Origin of the sequence: Allorhizobium borbori (assembly GCF_014196535.1) — a bacterium.
In the GTDB taxonomy this organism is placed as follows: Bacteria; Pseudomonadota; Alphaproteobacteria; order Rhizobiales; family Rhizobiaceae; genus Ectorhizobium; species Ectorhizobium borbori.
Map to the genome: position 1 here is coordinate 1 of NZ_JACIDU010000012.1, position 15,057 is coordinate 15,057.

13 protein-coding genes are annotated in these 15,057 nt (G+C 60.8%); 7 read left to right on the plus strand and 6 right to left on the minus strand.

Annotation, left to right across the window (positions count from 1 at the left end; translation table 11 throughout):
• Positions 1-164 precede the first annotated feature (164 nt).
• Positions 165-1,568: a helix-turn-helix domain-containing protein gene (locus GGQ66_RS14690; protein WP_183793485.1), complete on the plus strand. Its 1,404-nt coding sequence runs from the start codon at positions 165-167 to the stop codon at positions 1,566-1,568.
• Between the two features lie 12 nt (positions 1,569-1,580).
• Here the strand turns inward: GGQ66_RS14690 and GGQ66_RS14695 are convergent, their stop codons facing one another.
• Positions 1,581-2,246: a DUF2161 domain-containing phosphodiesterase gene (locus GGQ66_RS14695; RefSeq protein WP_183793486.1), complete on the minus strand. Its 666-nt coding sequence runs from the start codon at positions 2,244-2,246 to the stop codon at positions 1,581-1,583.
• Positions 2,247-2,595: 349 nt separating this feature from the next.
• On the opposite strand from GGQ66_RS14695, the gene cyoA reads away from it, so the two are divergent.
• Genes cyoA through GGQ66_RS14725 form a run of 6 tightly spaced genes read left to right on the plus strand, consistent with a single transcriptional unit; the run spans position 2,596 to position 8,471 of the window.
• On the plus strand, positions 2,596-3,645 hold the full coding sequence (gene cyoA, locus GGQ66_RS14700; protein ID WP_183793487.1) for a ubiquinol oxidase subunit II: 1,050 nt from the start codon (positions 2,596-2,598) through the stop codon (positions 3,643-3,645).
• Between the two features lie 48 nt (positions 3,646-3,693).
• Positions 3,694-5,700, plus strand: a complete 2,007-nt coding sequence (gene cyoB, locus GGQ66_RS14705; protein WP_183793488.1) for a cytochrome o ubiquinol oxidase subunit I — start codon at positions 3,694-3,696, stop codon at positions 5,698-5,700.
• Between the two features lie 56 nt (positions 5,701-5,756).
• A complete protein-coding gene (gene cyoC / locus GGQ66_RS14710; RefSeq protein ID WP_370686361.1) occupies positions 5,757-6,338 on the plus strand; it encodes a cytochrome o ubiquinol oxidase subunit III in 582 nt (193 codons plus the stop codon).
• Positions 6,335-6,733 carry a cytochrome o ubiquinol oxidase subunit IV gene (gene cyoD / locus GGQ66_RS14715; RefSeq protein ID WP_183793490.1) on the plus strand — a complete coding sequence of 133 codons (399 nt, stop codon included), beginning with the start codon at positions 6,335-6,337 and terminating at the stop codon, positions 6,731-6,733. Before cyoC ends, cyoD begins: the two co-directional genes overlap by 4 nt.
• A gap of 17 nt (positions 6,734-6,750) precedes the next feature.
• Positions 6,751-7,500 (plus strand): SURF1 family protein, encoded by a 750-nt coding sequence (locus GGQ66_RS14720; RefSeq protein WP_183793491.1) that lies wholly within the window; start codon positions 6,751-6,753, stop codon positions 7,498-7,500.
• Between the two features lie 23 nt (positions 7,501-7,523).
• Complete coding sequence (locus GGQ66_RS14725) at positions 7,524-8,471, plus strand: heme o synthase (protein WP_183793492.1); 948 nt, start codon at positions 7,524-7,526, stop codon at positions 8,469-8,471.
• A 57-nt stretch (positions 8,472-8,528) separates the two neighbouring features.
• Here GGQ66_RS14725 and GGQ66_RS14730 read toward each other — a convergent pair whose 3' ends face one another.
• The 5 genes from GGQ66_RS14730 to GGQ66_RS14750 form a co-directional block, all read right to left on the minus strand.
• Positions 8,529-8,966, minus strand: coding sequence for a pseudoazurin (locus tag GGQ66_RS14730; RefSeq protein WP_183793493.1), 438 nt, complete (start codon positions 8,964-8,966; stop codon positions 8,529-8,531).
• 87 nt (positions 8,967-9,053) lie between these two features.
• The gene (locus GGQ66_RS14735) at positions 9,054-11,246 is read right to left on the minus strand and encodes a hybrid sensor histidine kinase/response regulator (RefSeq protein WP_183793494.1); all 2,193 of its coding nucleotides are present in this window, start codon (positions 11,244-11,246) and stop codon (positions 9,054-9,056) included.
• Complete coding sequence (locus tag GGQ66_RS14740; RefSeq protein ID WP_183793615.1) at positions 11,243-12,391, minus strand: FIST N-terminal domain-containing protein; 1,149 nt, start codon at positions 12,389-12,391, stop codon at positions 11,243-11,245. Before GGQ66_RS14740 ends, GGQ66_RS14735 begins: the two co-directional genes overlap by 4 nt.
• A 46-nt stretch (positions 12,392-12,437) precedes the next feature.
• Positions 12,438-13,160, minus strand: a complete 723-nt coding sequence (locus tag GGQ66_RS14745; protein ID WP_183793495.1) for a response regulator — start codon at positions 13,158-13,160, stop codon at positions 12,438-12,440.
• Positions 13,161-13,249: 89 nt separating this feature from the next.
• Positions 13,250-15,013 carry a PQQ-dependent methanol/ethanol family dehydrogenase gene (locus GGQ66_RS14750; protein WP_183793496.1) on the minus strand — a complete coding sequence of 588 codons (1,764 nt, stop codon included), beginning with the start codon at positions 15,011-15,013 and terminating at the stop codon, positions 13,250-13,252.
• Positions 15,014-15,057 lie beyond the last annotated feature (44 nt).

The following is a 15,057-nucleotide window of genomic DNA, read 5'->3' on the forward strand; positions in this document are numbered from 1 at the left end:
TTCCGGCTTCCTGGATGAGCGACTGGTACGACATGATTTCCTCCTCATGTGTCGTTTATCGTTGCGTTGGAGCCTATTAATCCGATCCCAACATCCTTGTGGAGGGCCTTCAGTGTGCAGTTGTATAACTTTACAAATCTTCTTTGTAATGTTGTAATGTGTTTATGGAGAAGCAAGGCGTATACCTCGGACCACGATTGAGACGACTGCGGCGTGATCTGGGGCTGACCCAGGCACACATGGCGGCCGACCTCGAAATCTCACCGTCCTACATCGCGCTGATGGAGCGCAACCAGCGTCCGGTAACAGCGGAAACCTTGTTGCGGCTGGCCAAGGCCTACAAGGTGGACTTCTCGGACTTTACCGAGGAAACCGGCACCAACATCACCGCCCGGCTGGAAAGCGTGATGCGCGATCCGATGTTTCAGGACATTGACGTGCTGCCGCTGGAAGTGGCGGACGTGGTGCATTCCTTTCCGGCCTTCGCCGAGGCGATGCTCAGGCTTCACACCTCCTACAAGGAAGAGCAGCTCGCACTGGCCGACCGGCGACAGGGCGCCACGGGCGGTGGCGACGAGGTGCATGGCGATCCTGTTGCCGCCGTGCGCAACTTCCTTGGCGCGCGGCGCAATTTCTTTCCCGTACTGGATGCCGCCTCCGAAAAGCTTTCGGCGCGCGTGACGGAAGCGGGCGGCCTGATCAGCTTCTTTCAGCAGAAGCACCAGTTGCGGGTACGCCGCCTGCCGCCGGAGGTCATGACCGGCTCGCTGCGCCGGCTTGACTGGCACCGCAAGGAACTCCTGATCGACGACACGCTGGATGGCGCTAGCCAGAATTTTCAACTCGCCCAGCAACTTGCCTATCTGGAATTCTATCAAGACATCCAGGCCGCGGTTCAGGAAGGCAATTTTGAAACGGAAAATGCCCGCCGCCTGGCGCAGCGTTCGCTGGCCGCCTATTGTGCGGCGGCGATCCTCATGCCTTATGCCACCTTCGCAAAGGCGGCCGAAACGCGCCATTATGACATCGAGGCTCTGGCGCGGCAGTTCGGCGCGAGTTTCGAGCAGACAGCCCACCGGCTGACGACCCTTCAGAAGCCGGGGCAGGAACGTATTCCGTTCTTCTTCATCCGCGTCGATCAGGCTGGCAATGTCTCCAAGCGCCTGAACGGCGGCGGCTTCCCCTTTGCCCGGCATGGCGGTGGCTGTCCGCTCTGGACGGTGCACACGGTTTTCCAGACACCGCGCCGCATCGTCACGCAATGGCTGGAACTGCCGGATGGCCAGCGTTTTTTCTCGATTGCCCGCACGGTGAGTTCCGGCGGCGGTGCATTTGGCGTCGCCAAGGTGGAGCGGGCCGTTGCACTGGTCTGTGAAGCAAATTATGCCGAGCGCCTCGTCTACAGCAAGGTGCATCCGAAGCCGGTGGTGCCGACACCGATCGGCATCACCTGTCGGCTCTGTCATCGCATGACCTGCACGGCGCGGTCGGAGCCGCCGCTCGGCCGGCAGATCCTGCCTGACGACTATCGCCGCACGGACGTACCCTTCGGCTTCTCGGATTCGTGAGGCAAGCGCCGTTCAGGCGGCGTTGGGCAGATGCATCGCCCAAGTGGTGAGCGCTGCACGTCCCGCATCGGTCAGAGCATAGATGCCGCGCTCCACGCGCTCGAACCAGCCATAGACATTGCCTTGCAAGATCTTGGCGGCATCGGGCGAGGCGGCCTTCAGGTCGCGCGGGCGCAAGGGCCCGCCGGCGAGCGCCTGAGCGACAGCGAGTGCCTGCTGCCGGTAGGCCGTGAGTTGTGGACGCCGGGTCGAGCCGCCGGCGACCGGATCGCCCTGCCTCTTCCGGAACTCCATGACGATACGTGAGCGGCGCTTCAGATCGCGGCGCGGCTTCCACGGCTCGGGCTCGACAATCACCTCGATCAGATCGTTGGCCGTCACGGCCAGCAGGCCAAAACCGAGAAGGCGGCAGAGTTTCTTCACCCGGCTATCGTTCTCGCGCCCCTTGCCTTTCTTGGAGGCGCCAACCGCCAGCCAGACCTCGTCGCAGGCCGCCGTGCGTTCCACGGCCTGCAACACGAGTTCCAGCGTAAAGCTGCGTTTCAGCTCTCCGATAACCACCAGTTCCTCTTGGCCTTTTGACAGGCCGACAAGATCGCAATGGCAGACTTCGCCCTTGACCTCGAGGCCTAGGCTCTCGAGATAATGTTTGATGGGAAGGTAAAGGTCGGTTTCCAAAGGGCGGCCCTGCCGATTCGTTTTCCAAAAGCGTGCCCGTGACCGGTTAAGAAATTCATGGCACACCCGTCGTCAGGCTGCGCCGCAGCATCGTTCGGTGACAGAAGTCACAGAAATGAAAGCGGCGAAACGTCGCAGTGCGCATTGATCCAGATCATTGCGGAACCCGGGTGAATGCAACCGATTTCCTGTGTAATTTGCACCACTTGCCGTGCATTTCAAACGTAGCGGCGCGTATTTTTCACCTCAGCACAACCGATAGCACTTTGGAATGCAACGATAAATTCCATTGTATTTGATGGAGGTCAATTATATTCGGGCATGGAAATCAACGTGAAGCGTGATCCCGATGCTTATCTCCTCCCGCATTCTGACCCGCCTCAGCATTCTGCCACTCCTCGCCATGCTCGGCGGGTGCGACATCGTTCTGCTGAATCCCGCGGGTGACATTGCGTTGCAGCAACGCAATCTCATCTACACTGCCGTCGGCCTGATGCTCCTCATCGTCGTGCCGGTCCTGATCATGACGCTGGTCATTGCCTGGAAATACCGCGAGGGTAATTCCAAGGCCGAATACGACCCGGACTTCCATCATTCCACGAAGATCGAAATCGTGGTCTGGGGGGCGCCTATCGCCATTATTCTGGCGCTCGGCACGGTGACGTGGATTGCCACGCACAAGCTCGATCCCAAGCAGCCGCTGACCCGCATCGACGCCGCCACACCGCTTCCGGCTGATGTGAAGCCGCTTGAGATCGAAGTCGTTGCGCTCGACTGGAAGTGGCTGTTCCTCTATCCGCAACAGGGCTTTGCGACGGTCAACGAAGTGGCTGCACCGGTCAACGTGCCGATCCGCTTCAAGATCACGGGCACCACGGCGATGAACTCGTTCTTCGTGCCTGCGCTGGCTGGCCAGATCTATGCCATGCCGGGGATGCAGTCGGAATTGAACGCCATCGTCAACCGCGAAGGCGTTTTCAAGGGCATGTCCGCGAACGTCTCGGGCGCCGGTTTCTCGCACATGAACTTCAAGTTCCATGGTCTGAGCCAGCAGGGTTTCGAGGAATGGGTCGCAAAGGCCAAGGCCGGCACCGACACGCTCGACCGCGCTAAGTTCCTTGAGCTTGCCAAGCCGACCGAGAAGGAACCGGTGCGCACCTTCGCATCCGCTGATCCGGCGCTCTTCGATGCCGTGGTCAACCGTTGCGTCGAGGAAGACAAGATCTGCATGCGCGACATCATGCACATCGACATGCTCGGCGGCGGCGGCAAGGCCGGAATCGACAAGGAACAGGCGCTGCGCATGGGTCTTTGCACCCCGAGCGCGCCCTATGGTTCCGCGTTCTACTCGCCCATCCGCGAAGACGTTACCAAGAACGAGGAGAAGCAGGCGGGTTGACCGCCTTCTTCACCACCAGCAGTTTCCGACGCACAAAGAGACAGACCAATGTCCTCTATTCCCGAAACAACGACGTTCCTGTTCGGACGTCTTTCGCTCGATTCGCTGCCGTTGCACGAGCCGGTCGTCGTCGCCACGTTCTGCGGCGTCGCGCTCGGCGGCATCGTCCTTGTCGCAGCACTCACCTATTTCCGCCTCTGGGGTTATCTCTGGAACGAATGGTTCACCTCGATCGACCACAAGAAGATCGGGATCATGTATATCATTCTCGCGATCATCATGTTGTTCCGTGGCTTTGCGGATGCTGTGATGATGCGTATCCAGCAGGTCTGGGCCTCGACAGGGGCCGAAGGTTACCTGAACTCGCACCACTATGATCAGGTTTACACCGCCCATGGCGTGATCATGATCTTCTTCGTGGCGATGCCGCTGGTGACCGGCCTGATGAACTTCGTCGTGCCGCTTCAGATCGGCGCCCGCGACGTGGCTTTCCCCTTCCTGAACAACTTCTCGTTCTGGATGACGGCTGGTGGCGTGGTGCTGACGATGATCTCGCTCTTCGTGGGTGAGTTTGCGCGCACGGGCTGGCTTGCCTATCCGCCGCTTTCGGGGATCGAGTATTCGCCGGGTGTCGGGGTGGATTATTACATCTGGGGCCTGCAGGTCGCCGGTGTCGGTACATTGCTATCGGGTGTCAACCTGCTCGTCACCATCGTCAAGATGCGTGCACCGGGCATGACGCTGATGAAGATGCCGGTCTTTACCTGGACTGCGCTTTGCACCAACATCCTGATCGTCGCCGTGTTCCCTGTCCTGACGGCAACGCTCGCCCTGCTCGCTCTTGACCGCTATGCCGGTACGAACTTCTTCACGAGCGACCTCGGCGGCAACCCGATGATGTATGTCAACCTCATCTGGATCTGGGGCCACCCGGAAGTCTACATCCTCATTCTGCCGGCTTTCGGTGTGTTTTCCGAAATCGTCGCCACCTTCTCGCGCAAGCGTCTGTTCGGTTACGTGACGATGGTCTGGGCGACGGCGGTCATCACCCTGCTGTCCTACCTCGTGTGGCTGCACCACTTCTTCACGATGGGCTCGGGTGCCTCGGTCAACACCTTCTTCGGCATCACGACGATGATCATCTCGGTGCCGACGGGCGTGAAGATCTTCAACTGGCTCTTCACCATGTACAAGGGCCGCATCAAGTTCGACGTCCCGATGCTCTGGACGATGGGCTTCCTCATCACCTTCACCATCGGTGGCATGACGGGCGTTCTGATGTCTGTTCCCCCGGCGGACTTCGTGCTGCACAACTCGCTTTTCCTGATCGCACACTTCCATAACGTGATCATCGGCGGCGTGGTGTTCGGTATGCTCGCCGGTATCGTCTACTGGTTCCCGAAGGCATTCGGCTACCGTCTCGATCCGTTCTGGGGCAAGATGTCGTTCTGGTTCTGGTTCATCGGCTTCTACTTCGCCTTCATGCCGCTCTACGTGCTCGGCCTGATGGGCGTAACCCGCCGCCTGAGCCAGTTCGAGGCGGATTCCACATTGACGGTTCTCTTCGGCGTCGCTGCCTTCGGCGTGGTGCTGATCGCCATCGGCATCGGCTGCTTCGTTCTCCAGCTCATCGTCAGCTACCTCAAGCGGGACCAGCTGCGCGACGAGACGGGCGACCCGTGGAACGGCCGCACGCTGGAATGGTCGACGTCTTCGCCGCCGCCGGATTACAACTTCGCCTTCACGCCGGTCGTGCATGATCTCGATGCCTGGTGGGATATGAAGACCCGTGGCTACAAGCGCCCGCTCGCAGGTTTCCGCCCGATCCACATGCCGAAGAACACCGGCGCCGGGATCATCCTGGCCGGTCTTTCCACGGCCTGCGCCTTCGGTCTGATCTGGCACATGTGGTGGCTGGCCATCGGTGGCCTTGCGGCAACCATTGCAGCGGCGATCGTTCACACCTTCAACTACAACCGTGATTACTACATCCCGGCCGAGACCGTCGCTTCCACAGAGGAAGCCCGCACGGAAGCGCTGGCAAAGCAGGCTTGATCGAGATGGCAAACCACGCACCCTCCTTCACCACGCCCGGCGGTGAGCCGGTCTTCATGATGACCGACAAGGATCATCATCCGGAAAACGGCACCTCGCTGGGTTTCTGGATCTACCTGATGAGCGACTGCCTGATCTTTGCATCGCTCTTCGCCACCTATGCCGTGCTCGGCAAGAGCTATGCGGCCGGCCCTGCGCCGAAGGACCTGTTCGATCTGGAGCTTGTCGCGGTCAACACCGCCATGCTGCTCTTCTCGTCGATCACCTACGGCTTTGCCATGCTCGAAGCCTACAAGAAGAATGTCGGCCGGACGATCATCTGGCTGGGCATTACCGGTCTGTTCGGCGCGTCCTTCATCGGCATTGAACTCTATGAGTTCCATCACCTCATAGCCGAAGGTGCGGGCCCGCAGCGTTCGGCCTTCCTGTCGGCCTTCTTCGCTCTGGTCGGCACCCACGGTCTGCACGTCACCGTCGGCCTGATCTGGCTGGTGACTCTGATGGTGCAGGTTGGCAAGAACGGCGTTGGCCCTGCCAACATGCGCCGTCTGAGCTGCCTTTCGATGTTCTGGCACTTCCTCGACGTCATCTGGATCGGCGTCTTCTCCTTCGTCTATCTCATGGGGGTCATCGGATGAGCGCGACCGCTGAAAACCACGCTTCCCACGGCCATGATCACGACCACCACGATGATGGCGGACACGATCACGGTTCCTTCAAGAGCTATCTGACGGGCTTCATCCTGTCGGTCATCCTCACGGCCATTCCCTTCTGGCTGGTCATGGGTGACGTGATTGCCGACAAGACAGTTCTGGTGCTCGCCATCATGGGCCTCGGCGTCGTGCAGATCTTCGTGCACATGATCTACTTCCTGCATATGAACGGGAAGTCCGAAGGCGGCTGGACCCTTATGGCCATGCTTTTCACCGTCGTGCTTGTCATGATCACGCTCATCGGTTCGCTGTGGGTGCTTTTTCACCTGAACACGAATCTGATGCCGATGACGGTCGATCAGATCAAGAACCTGCCCTGACAACAATGAGCGTGGCGATGACGACGGCAGCAACCGAAAGCGAAGTGCGCAAGGGCGGCAAGGCCTTTGCGTTCGCGCTCGGCCTTGCCGTTTTCGCCACGCTGCTCGGCCTTGCGTTGACTGTCTGGCAAATTCAGAGACTGTCTTGGAAGACTGAGCTGATTGCCCGCATCGAAGCACGGATCAGCGCGGCCCCAGTGCCCCTGCCACCGGCTTCCGAATGGGCGTCACTCCAGCCTTCGGACTATGAATATCGCAACGTCACAGTGTCCGGCACATGGGTGCCGCAGACTGACGCCAAGGCGTTGGCGTTGACGGACCGTGGAACCGGCTTCTGGGTTATGACGCCACTCAAGCTCGCAACCGGCGAGATCGTCTACATCAATCGCGGTTTCGTACCACAGGAGATGAGGGACGGATTTGAGGTGCGGCCGGACACCGTGACGATCACCGGCCTGATGCGTGTGAGCGAGCCGGGTGGGCTGATGCTGCGCCCCAACGATCCCGCGAAGGGCCGGTGGTATTCCCGCGACGTAACCGCAATGGCAAGCGCCGCCGGCCTTGCTGCCCCGGCACCGTTCTTCATTGATCGCCGTGCCGATGCTGACCGTGATGCTCTGCCCGTGGGCGGAATGACGCGGGTCAGCTTTCCCAATAACCACTTGCTCTACGCAATCCAGTTCCTGGCTCTGGCGCTGGTTTCGGCAGGCGGTGCGGTCCTTCTGATCCGCCACCGCCGCCGTCAGGCAGCCACCAGCGGCAATTGAACCGGATAGAACGGAACCAAGCGATGTCGGTCACTGGTCATCACGAAACGACTGCCGCAACAGCCAGCCTGCGCATGCTGGCACCGCGGTTGCGCGACTACTTCGCGCTGATGAAGCCGCGTGTCATGTCGCTGGTGGTCTTCACGGCTTTCGCCGGGCTTTTTCTGGCGCCGGGCGGTATCGCGCCGGCCAGCGGCGTTCTGACCATCCTGTGCATTGCGGTGGGGGCAGGGGCCTCCGGTGCATTGAACATGTGGTATGACGCCGATATTGACCGGATCATGAGCCGCACCCGCGAGCGCCCGGTTCCGGCCGGTCGCGTGTCGCCGGTGGAGGCGCTGGTCGTTGGCATAACGCTGTCGATTATCTCGGTGTTGACGCTTGGTCTCGGCGTCAACTGGCTCTCGGCCGGTCTTCTGGCCTTCACCATCTTCTTCTATGCCGTCATCTATACGATGATCCTGAAGCGTCGGACACCGCAGAACATCGTGATTGGCGGTGCGTCCGGTGCTCTGCCGCCGATGATTGGCTGGGCCGCGGTGACGGGAACGGTCTCTGTCGAAAGCGTCCTTCTCTTCCTGATCATCTTTCTTTGGACGCCTCCGCATTTCTGGTCACTTGCGCTCTTCAAGTGCGGTGATTACGGCGATGCCGGCGTGCCCATGTTGCCGGTCGTGGCCGGCGAGCGTGCCACCAAGATCCAGATCGTCGCTTATGCCGTTCCGACTGCCCTCATCGGCATCGCACCAGCGCTGATCGGCATGGCGGGCATCACTTACGGCCTGTTCGCCGCTGTTCTCGGCGCCATCTTTGTCGTCTATTCCCTTGGTGTCTTCCGTATGCCCGAGGGCGATCCGAAGATGATGGCAGCCAAAAAGAATTTCGCCTATTCGATCTTCTATCTCTTTACGATCTTCTCGGCACTGATGGCTGATAAGCTGGCCGACCGTCTACCCGGTCTTCTTTCATAAGAAAACGCGGCACCGGAGTTCCGGGCCGCGTTTATCGTGTTGCCGCACCCACGCCGGTCAGGGTTTGGTGAGTTCGGCAAAGTAAGCCTTCATCCGCTCTCCCGCCTTGCCTGGCATTTTCACCGCCTGCGCCGCTTCCAGGTTGCCGGGATTATCGCCTGCCTGAATAAGGGCCACCATGCCCATGGCAAAGTGTGGCGAGCATCGGATGCCGTAAATGCCTGGCTGCGTCAGCGTCAGCGTATATTCCTCGTTCGTCTTGCCCTTGAAGGGCTCCACACCCTCGGGCAACATGCCCTTGACCCCCTCGACATTGTGAGTCTTGTCGGAGGGAATAAAGCGCACGGTATCGCCCGGCGCCGCCTTGATGACCGCCGGTTCAAAGACCATCGGCCCGGCTTCACCCTGATTGCGCATGTGCACTTCATGTTCGGCCGCGAAGGCCGTACCGCTGGCGAGTGCCAGAACAACCGCAATCCCAAGTCCTTTCAGCATTCCGTCCAAGCCTCCTCTTCCGTGGTAGGATATGCACGGAGTTTGTGCCGGAGGCCGGTTCTGCACAATGCGACCTTGGTGCCGTTTTCAACCTGCCTGAAGCACGAAGGCTTCCAATGCGTCGGGATCGATGGGCTTGAACATGATCTCGAAGCCTGCTGCCTTCGCAGCCGCGCGGGTCTGGGCAGTGCGGTTGGCGGTGATGATGCGGGCAGGGCGCTCACCATGAAGCTCCTTGAGCGCAAGAAGCGTTTCCACACCGGACATGCCGTCGCCAAGCTGTTGATCGACCAGATAGAGGTCTGGCACGATGCCGATTTCATCGAGCAACCCGAGCGCTTCCTCGCCGTTGGCCGCCTCCAGCACGTTGACTCCCCGCCGCTCCAGCAAGAGTGCGATGGCGCGCCGCAGATCTGCGTCGTTTTCGACGAGAAGTGCAATCCGGTCGCTGTTCTCGCCGGGCTCCTCCGGGATGACGGGTGTATAGTCACGATAGGCGGGGGCGGCGTGCCCGCTCGCCAATGGTAGCGTCACTGCAAAGCAGGTCCCGCGGTTGGGCGTCGATTGCAGATCGAGCCGGTGGTCGAGCAAGGCGCAGGCACGGTCGACGATGGCCAGCCCCAGCCCAAGCCCTTCGGACGCCGAGGCCGAGCCGCCAATACGGTGAAACTCGCGGAAAATGGCCTGTTGTTCCTCTGGCGCAATCCCCGGCCCGGTGTCGCGCACTTCAATACGAACGGATTTGCCTGCGCGACGTGGCCCCACGAGAACACGGCCCTGGTTCGTATAGCGGATGGCATTGCCGATGAGGTTCTGGAGGATGCGCCGCAGATAGGTCGGATCGCTCATCACCGTGAGATAACAGGGCAGGATATCGAGCCTGAGGCCTTTGCGGGCCGCAAGTGGAGCAAACTCGTCTGTTAACTGGGACAGAAGTACGTAGAGCGAAACCGGTACGATCTCCACCGCCGTGCCGCCGGTTTCCAGCTTGGAGATGTCGAGCAAAGCCCCAAGAATGCCTTCAACGCTGACCAGCGCATTATGGGCCTTTTCCAGTGTCTCGCGGGTCTTTGCCGCGTCGCCATCGTCACGGGCGGCGGCTACAAACAACTTGGCGGCGGAGAGCGGCTGCAACAGATCGTGACTTGCCGCGGCAACGAAGCGGACGCGCGCCGAATTGGCGCGTTCGGCCTCGGCCAGCGCGGCGGCCAGATCCTCCGTACGCGCGGCCACGCGAGCCTCCAGCGAGGCGTTGGCCCGCAGCATGGCGTGCACGGCCAGCCGCTCACGCGTCACATCCGTCAGCGAAATCACAAAGCCACGCCCCGGCATTTCCTGGGCGAACACGTCGAGCACGACACCGGAAACGTGGCGCAGTTCGAAGGAAAGCGGCTCGCGTTGTGTGCCCCGATGCGCCCAGGACCAGAGCATCGAGGGCGTAATGCCTTCGCCAAGTCCCATCTGGCTTGAAATGCGAGTTGCAAGCATATCGAAACTCGCCCCGGTCCGAAGTGCAGTGGCGGGCAAATCGAGAAGTTGACCAAGGCGCTGGTTCCAGCCGATGAGACGGAGCTGGGCGTCGAAGATGCCAATGCCCTGGTTGATATGATCGAGCGTGGCTCGGATCATGCGCGCCTGATCGTCCAGGAGCTTTCCGCGCTCGCTGCGTTCCATGCGGATGATGTCGGTCACGTCGGTCTGGAGAACGACAGTGCCACCATCGGCGGTGCGTTGCTCGCTCACCTGTAGCCAGCGGTCACCCACAAGGCTTACGTTGAACACCTGCCGTTCACGATGCCGGCGCATGCGGTCCGCCACCCAATCCTCGGGCTTGGTACCTGATGGCAAATCAAGCACCGGCGAGCGGCTTACCGCCTCGACATACGCGGAAAACGAGATACCCGGGTGCAGGTGCCTGCGCACATCGACCAGATGGCGGCAGAAACGGGAATTGCACAACACCATGGCTTCGCTAGAATCGAACAGCGCAAACCCTTCCTCAATCGCCTCGATCGCCTGCGCGAGATCGCGGCGTGCCCGCTCAGCCGCGCTGTTGGCCTCGTTCAGCATCGCCATAGCGGCTTCCAGATCGCGGGTACGCTGCCTCACGCCATCTTCCAGCAGCGCGGCGCGGCGGAACTGTTCAAAGGCAACACCCTGTCGGCTGGAGTTCTGGTCGGCATGACGCATCAGCGCATCGGTGATGATGAGAAGCTTCTCGACATTGCGTTCCGCACCATCACAGGGGTCAATCAGGCTATCGGAAACCCGGTCTGTCATGCGCCGATCCCATCCGTCGTCGTGCCGGGCGGATAAAAGGCAATACCGGTCATGGTCTGGTTCACATGCATGGGGCCGATCTGTTCGCCATAGGTGGAAAAACCGATCACACCGTTCTGCCGCAGCAGAGCGGAAACCTGCGCGGTCATCTGCTTTTCCTGGCTTTCGATACGTCGCAGGATGCAATCGAAGGCCAGAACGGCGGCCGGCTCAGCCGGTTCGCGCAGGCGTGTCAGTTCACTTGCCAGATGGCTGGCGAGATCACGCGGTTCGGTGATGGTCAGGATAACGCCTTCATCGATAGCGGAAAAAAACACCAGTTCCCCAGTTGGCAGCATTCGCTGGATCGCACGGACATGGTGACGGGCACCGACCCGCACTGCCAACGGGTGGGCCGCGAATGTGAAGGTATCCAGACGGGCCGGATCCTTGCCGAGCAACCGGGCATATTCCATGCCAGCCGGTTCAGCGTTGAGACGTCTCACGATCCGCTTGTCCGGCTCGGCTTCCGTCACCACCATGCAGCGCTCGGTGGGTGTCAGGTTGTCGATATTGAACACCCGTACCGGGCAGGTGCTGCGAATGGCCGAGAGGACGGCGGCATTGCGCAAAAGCCGCGAACCGTGCAGCACGAAGGTTTCCCGAAAGCGGGTGCCATCGCCGGCGGAACCACCCACGAGCGGAATGGAGCCAAGGCCGGTGGCAAGCGCCGAGGCCAGTTCATCTTCCTTCACCGAAAGGCCATCGACCAGCAGGATCGCCAGTTCCTCAGGCAAATCGTGGCGCTGGAGCGCAAGACGCTGGCGCATCTGAAGAAAGGCTTCGGCGAGATTGCGGGCATCGAGCCGCGTGAGGTCTTCCATAAGAAGCGTATCGGCGGCGAAATGCGTCGAGGGAAAGCCGATTGCGACAATGCTGCCCTCGTCGTAGCCAATGCCGGAAATCTCGCCCGCCGTCGTGCAGCCCACAACGCGGTGTGCAGGCAGGATATGTTCGGCGGTACGGGCAATGCGGGGCAGATCGGCATCAGGCGACATGAAAAGCATCACCAGCGCAAAGGGACCCGGACCCAGCCCATCGGTCAGACGTTCGAGCGCCTTGTCGTCACTCGCCTGCGCAAAGGCGCGCGCCACGAACCGGTTCATTCCGCCCAAGACCGCCCCTCCATCTGCCTATTACCATTAAACCGCTTCAACCGCCCTCCGGAACCATCGTGGCGAAACTCGCTTCCTGCGCCAGAAGAACGGCTTGCATGCGGGTCTGTACCCGCAGCTTGCGCATGATGGCAGTGACATGCGCCTTCACGGTGGTTTCGGCGATGGACAGCTCGTAAGCGATCTGCTTGTTCATCAGCCCGGCGCAAACGAGTTGCAGGATACGGGCCTGCTGGCGGGTCAGGAGTGTCAGTCGCTTGACCGCTTCCTCGGAAGCGCTTGCGGCGGCGGGCTCCAGCGCCATGCGGCTGGCGTGAATTTCACCGCGGGCAATGACGGCGAATGCTTCACGGATATCGTCGCGGCCGGCATGTTTCGGGACGAAGGCGTTGACCCCGGCCTTGAGAGCGGCGCGCACCACCTTCAATTCGTCAAGTGAAGAAACGACGACGATAGGCGTGTCCGGCACGAATTGCCGAAGACGAACCACGCCATCCAATCCGTTGACGTCGGGCAGGTTGAGATCCAGCACGATGACATCGGGAAGCGGACCGGTCGCGAGGCGAACAATGGCGCCCTCAAGCGAGCCGACGGCATCCACATGCTCGATGCCGACCGGACCTGAAAGCGTCATGGCGAGCGCTTCGCAGAACAAAGGATGGTCATCGACGATCAGGGCGGATTTCAGTTCGAGCAGTGGCCTCGGCGGCGGCGGTGGTGGCGCGCTCAGGCCTCGGAATGGCTGGCGGTAGTTGATCATGCATCCCCTCCCAGACGATGCGGTCGCCTCCCCCCGAGGCTCCCTATGCGTAGTCGAAAGCCGGGCGCAGGGCGCCCGGCTCAGTCATCTTACTTCGAAGCCAGCTCCTTGGGCAGTCTGAAAGTCCAGACCATACCACCCTGGTTGAGGTAGTTGACCTTCTTGGCCACCTCACCGCCCCAAAGAGGAACTGCACCACCCCAGCCGGAAATGACGGACACATATTGCTCGCCATTCTGCTCCCACGTTACCGGTTGCCCGACGATGCCGGATCCGGTCTGGAACGACCAGAGTTGTTCGCCGGTCTCGGCATTCAGGGCCTTGAACTCGCCTTCGGGATTACCGAAGAAGACGAGGTTGCCGGCGGTCGTCATCACGCCACCCCACAGCGGCGCACCGTTCTTGTATTCCCACTTGATCTCCCCCGTATTCGGGTCGATCGCCTTCAGGCTGCCGATATAGTCCTCGAACAGCGGCTTGATGGTGAAGCCGGCGCCGAGATAGGCCGCGCCCTTCTTATAGGAGATCGGCTCGTTCCAGATGTCCATGCCCCATTCGTTGGATGGCACGTAGAAAAAGCCGGTCTTCTTGCTGTAGGCCATCGGCATCCAGTTTTTGCCGCCGAGGAACGAAGGCACCGCGAAGACCTGCTGGCCCTTGCCGCCATCGGCTGCGGCTGCGGGATCGCCAGGACGGTTATCCTCGTTGTAGATCGGCCGGCCGTTGGCATCGATGCCCTTGGCCCAGGAGATGTTCTTCACGAAAGGATGGGCAGAGACGAACTTGCCGTCTTCGCGATTCAGCACGTAGAAGAAGCCGTTGCGGTCGGCGGTGGCAAAGCGCTTGTTGCCGGCCTTGTCGACAAAGGGAACGACTTCGTTCACACCATCGAAGTCCCAGCCTTCGCGCGGCGTGGACTGGAAGTGCCACTTGATTTCGCCATTCTTCGGGTCGATGCCGAGGCGGCTTGCGGCGTAAAGGTTATCGCCCTTGTTGCCTTCCACCGGCTTGCCGGCGTTGCGCAGATGGCTGTTCCACGGCGAAGGGTTACCGGCGCCGAAGACCAGCGTATTCGTATCCTGGTCATAGGAGCCACCGAGCCAGGTTGCCCCGCCGCCGGTCTTCCACAGATCGCCCGGCCAGGTGGCGTTCAGCGTGCCGGTCATGGTGCTCGGCTTGCCCTCGAACGTGCCCATGTGACCTTCGATCACGGGACGCGTCCACACCAGTTCACCGGTATCGGCCTTGCGGGCCTGCACTTCGCCGACCACGCCAAATTCGCCGCCGGAATTGCCGGTGACGATCAGGCCGTTCACGATGAGCGGTGCGGCGGTGTAGCTGTAGCCTTCCTTGTATTCGGCAATCTTCTTGTTCCACACGACTGCGCCGGTCTTGCGGTTCAGGGCCACGAGACGGGCGTCCAGCGTGCCGAAATAGATGTTGTCACCAAAGATCGCAGCGCCGCGGTTCACGACGTCGCAACACGGCAGAATGCCTTCGGGAAGGCGGGCGTCGTATTGCCAGAGCTCCTTGCCGGTGGCGATATCGATTGCGTAAAGGCGGCTGTAGGAGCCTGTGATATACATCGTGCCGTCATAGATGATCGGCTGGCTTTCCTGGCCGCGCTGCTTTTCACCACCAAGGCTGAACGCCCAGGCGGGAACGAGGCTCTTCACGTTCTTGGCATTCAGCGTTTCAAGCGGCGAAAACCGCTGAAGACTGCGCCCCATACCGTTCGTCAATACGTCGCCAACGGATTCCGCATCCTTGGCGAGTTGTTCTTCGGTCACTCCAGCCTGCGCAACACCTGCGCAAGCGATGGCCGCCACGGCGGCCAGCACCAAACGTTTCATTCTCTCCTCCCACTCCTGACGTCCCGCGCCGAAGCGCAAGTTCC

What these genes read in the sequence shown, in the direction of transcription:
- GGQ66_RS14690 (WP_183793485.1), top strand. Translation starts at nt 165, where the DNA reads ATGGAGAAGCAAGGCGTATACCTCGGACCACGATTGAGACGACTGCGG.
- cyoA (WP_183793487.1), top strand. Translation starts at nt 2,596, where the DNA reads ATGCTTATCTCCTCCCGCATTCTGACCCGCCTCAGCATTCTGCCACTC.
- cyoB (WP_183793488.1), top strand. Translation starts at nt 3,694, where the DNA reads ATGTCCTCTATTCCCGAAACAACGACGTTCCTGTTCGGACGTCTTTCG.
- cyoC (WP_370686361.1), top strand. Translation starts at nt 5,757, where the DNA reads ATGATGACCGACAAGGATCATCATCCGGAAAACGGCACCTCGCTGGGT.
- cyoD (WP_183793490.1), top strand. Translation starts at nt 6,335, where the DNA reads ATGAGCGCGACCGCTGAAAACCACGCTTCCCACGGCCATGATCACGAC.
- GGQ66_RS14720 (WP_183793491.1), top strand. Translation starts at nt 6,751, where the DNA reads ATGACGACGGCAGCAACCGAAAGCGAAGTGCGCAAGGGCGGCAAGGCC.
- GGQ66_RS14725 (WP_183793492.1), top strand. Translation starts at nt 7,524, where the DNA reads ATGTCGGTCACTGGTCATCACGAAACGACTGCCGCAACAGCCAGCCTG.
- GGQ66_RS14730 (WP_183793493.1), bottom strand. Translation starts at nt 8,966, where the DNA reads ATGCTGAAAGGACTTGGGATTGCGGTTGTTCTGGCACTCGCCAGCGGT.
- GGQ66_RS14735 (WP_183793494.1), bottom strand. Translation starts at nt 11,246, where the DNA reads ATGACAGACCGGGTTTCCGATAGCCTGATTGACCCCTGTGATGGTGCG.
- GGQ66_RS14740 (WP_183793615.1), bottom strand. Translation starts at nt 12,391, where the DNA reads ATGAACCGGTTCGTGGCGCGCGCCTTTGCGCAGGCGAGTGACGACAAG.
- GGQ66_RS14745 (WP_183793495.1), bottom strand. Translation starts at nt 13,160, where the DNA reads ATGATCAACTACCGCCAGCCATTCCGAGGCCTGAGCGCGCCACCACCG.
- GGQ66_RS14750 (WP_183793496.1), bottom strand. Translation starts at nt 15,013, where the DNA reads ATGAAACGTTTGGTGCTGGCCGCCGTGGCGGCCATCGCTTGCGCAGGT.